The organism is Arthrobacter sp. H41 (assembly GCF_000520535.1).
Lineage (GTDB): Bacteria > Actinomycetota > Actinomycetes > Actinomycetales > Micrococcaceae > Arthrobacter_D.
This window is the reverse complement of sequence record NZ_KI914800.1, coordinates 22,328-24,665: the sequence shown is the minus strand read 5'-3', so window position 1 is coordinate 24,665 and position 2,338 is coordinate 22,328. Positions and strand designations below refer to the sequence as shown.

At 68.4% G+C, this 2,338-nt stretch carries 2 protein-coding genes and 1 pseudogene; all 3 read left to right on the top strand.

The genetic code is table 11. From position 1 onward, the window contains the following. Positions 1 to 727, top strand: a 727-nt coding sequence (locus tag Y705_RS21880) for a hypothetical protein (RefSeq protein ID WP_049822590.1), incomplete at its 5' end; no start/stop codon positions are given. A 28-nt stretch (positions 728 to 755) separates the two neighbouring features. Continuing rightward, a pseudogene (locus tag Y705_RS0110345) lies at positions 756 to 1,286 on the top strand (SbcC/MukB-like Walker B domain-containing protein); the annotation flags it as partial. A 73-nt stretch (positions 1,287 to 1,359) separates the two neighbouring features. Further along, positions 1,360 to 2,338 (top strand): MFS transporter (locus tag Y705_RS19080; RefSeq protein ID WP_081737967.1); only part of this gene is annotated, 979 nt, incomplete at its 3' end.

Below are 2,338 nucleotides of genomic sequence, written 5' to 3'. Positions count from 1 at the left end.
GGGCGGTTTTGCGAGCCTCCGGGACCGGGTCGAGGCCGTGGGGGAGAGCCTCGCGCTGCTGGCCGGAGCGCAGGAATCGCTCGAAGCAGCGGAGCGGACCGGAGTGCGGCTGGGAAGGGTTCACCGGACGCTGGCGAATGTCCTCGAAGCATCGATCTTCTCCGGAAGGGACGAGGCCCGCGCGGCGCTTCTTCCGCTGCTGACCGTCGAAGCCCACGGTAAAGCCATGCGAGCCTACGACGACGCCGGGCACCGCCTGTCGATCGAGTGGGAGGATGCAGCAGTCGGATCCGCTGTGGCGGATGAGGAGGCGGGGCTTTCCGCGCTGACGCAGGAGGAGATGGACGCCGCGATCACGGGACACGAGCAACTCGTCGAACAGGCCGGGGCTGCTGCCGTCACTGCCCGGCTGCTCGATCAGTCAGTGCTGCAGGTTCGGACGTACCGCACGCTCCTGCACCGCCAGGAAGAGGTGACGGTGCCGTTGCGCGATGAGCTCCGCCTGACCTCCTCGGTGGCGGAGTCCGCCCTGGGCGGAGGGGAGAACGCCTACAAGATGTCCCTCAGCACCGATGGACGCCGCGATCACGGGACACGAGCAACTCGTCGAACAGGCCGGGGCTGCTGCCGTCACTGCCCGGCTGCTCGATCAGTCAGTGCTGCAGGTTCGGACGTACCGCACGCTCCTGCACCGCCAGGAAGAGGTGACGGTGCCGTTGCGCGATGAGCTCCGCCTGACCTCCTCGGTGGCGGAGTCCGCCCGGGGCGGAGGGGAGAACGCCTACAAGATGTCCCTCAGCACCTACGTCCTCGCGTCCCGCCTGGAGCAGGTCGCCGAGGCTGCCACTGAGCGCCTGCTCGCCATGTCCGACGGCCGGTACGCGCTCGTCCACAGCGATGCGCGCGCGGGGAACAAGCGTTCGGGACTCGGGCTGAACGTCATCGACGGCTGGACGGGCAATCGGAGGGACACCGCGACGCTCTCCGGCGGGGAGTCCTTCATGGCGTCGCTGGCCATGGCGCTCGGCCTGGCCGACGTCGTCCAGCAGGAAGCGGGAGGCCTCGATATCGAGACCCTCTTCGTCGATGAGGGCTTCGGATCGCTCGACGAGCAGGCGCTCGAACAGGTCATGGACGCACTCGAAGGGCTGCGCAGCGGAGGTCGGGTGGTCGGTCTGGTCAGCCACGTCGCTGAACTGAAACAGCGCGTACCAGCACAGCTCCAGGTGGTGAAGGGCCGCACCGGCTCCAGGCTCGAGTATGTGGAGCAGCTCCAGGGAGTGTAAAATCGGGAGCGTTACCGGGTTCGGCGCATCGGGAGGAGGGACGATGCGCGCTTGAACAGTACCCGGAAGAAAAATGTACAAGACTCCAGAAATTCCGGACACGGCACCCGTTACATCGCCTGTCACCTCAGTCACGAAGAGCCGGCTCGGCCGCTTCGGAGTGCTGCCGAAGCTCGCGGGACGGTCCTTTCTCCCCATCGGACTCTTCGCTCGGCTCCCGCTCGCGATGCTCACTGTCGGAGCCCTCACCCTGGTGACCTCCGCAAGCGGCTCCTATGCAGTCGGTGGCTTCGCCGCCGGGGCAGTGGGCATCGGGTCGGCCCTCGGGGCGCCGGTCCTCGGATTCCTCGCCGACCGGCTCGGCCAGCGCCCGGTGCTGGTTCTCGCCGCACTCCTCAACACGCTGGCGATCGCGTTCGTCATCGGCTCCACCTACTCGGTTCCCGCGTTCTCCGGAAGCGCCCTCGTCCTGGTGCTGGCTGCCGCGTTCTCCATGGGGTTCACCTGCCCGCAGATCGGCCCGCTGGCCCGTGTTCGCTGGATGGCGTTGACCAGGGACAGGCCTGCAGCCGATCTTGACACGGCACTGTCCTATGAGAGCACCGCGGATGAGCTCACCTTCGTGCTGGGCCCCGCGCTCGTGGGGCTGCTGGCGAGCCTCGTTGCGCCGTGGTTGCCGCTCACGCTGGCCGCGGCTCTGACGGTCGTCATGGTCATCGCTTTCGCCGTCCACCCGACCTCCGCGGTCCTCGTGCCCGGCCGCCGCCGAGCTGGATCGATCGAGGGTGCAGCGCAGCCTCCGGTTCGATGGTGGCTCGTTGCCCTGCCGGTGGCGGGCATGCTGGCGATGGGAACCTTCTTCGGATCCACCCAGGCCGCTCTCATCGCCTTCGCGGGCCAGTTCGGGGCCGCTACCTCGGCCGGCCTGCTGTATGCGGTGATGGGCCTCAGCTCTGCGGCTGCGGCCCTGTCAGTGGCCTACTGGCGGCCCTCGTTCAGCCACCCGCGGCGGTGGATCGCTGCCGCCGGCGGCATGGCGGCTCTGGCGGCTC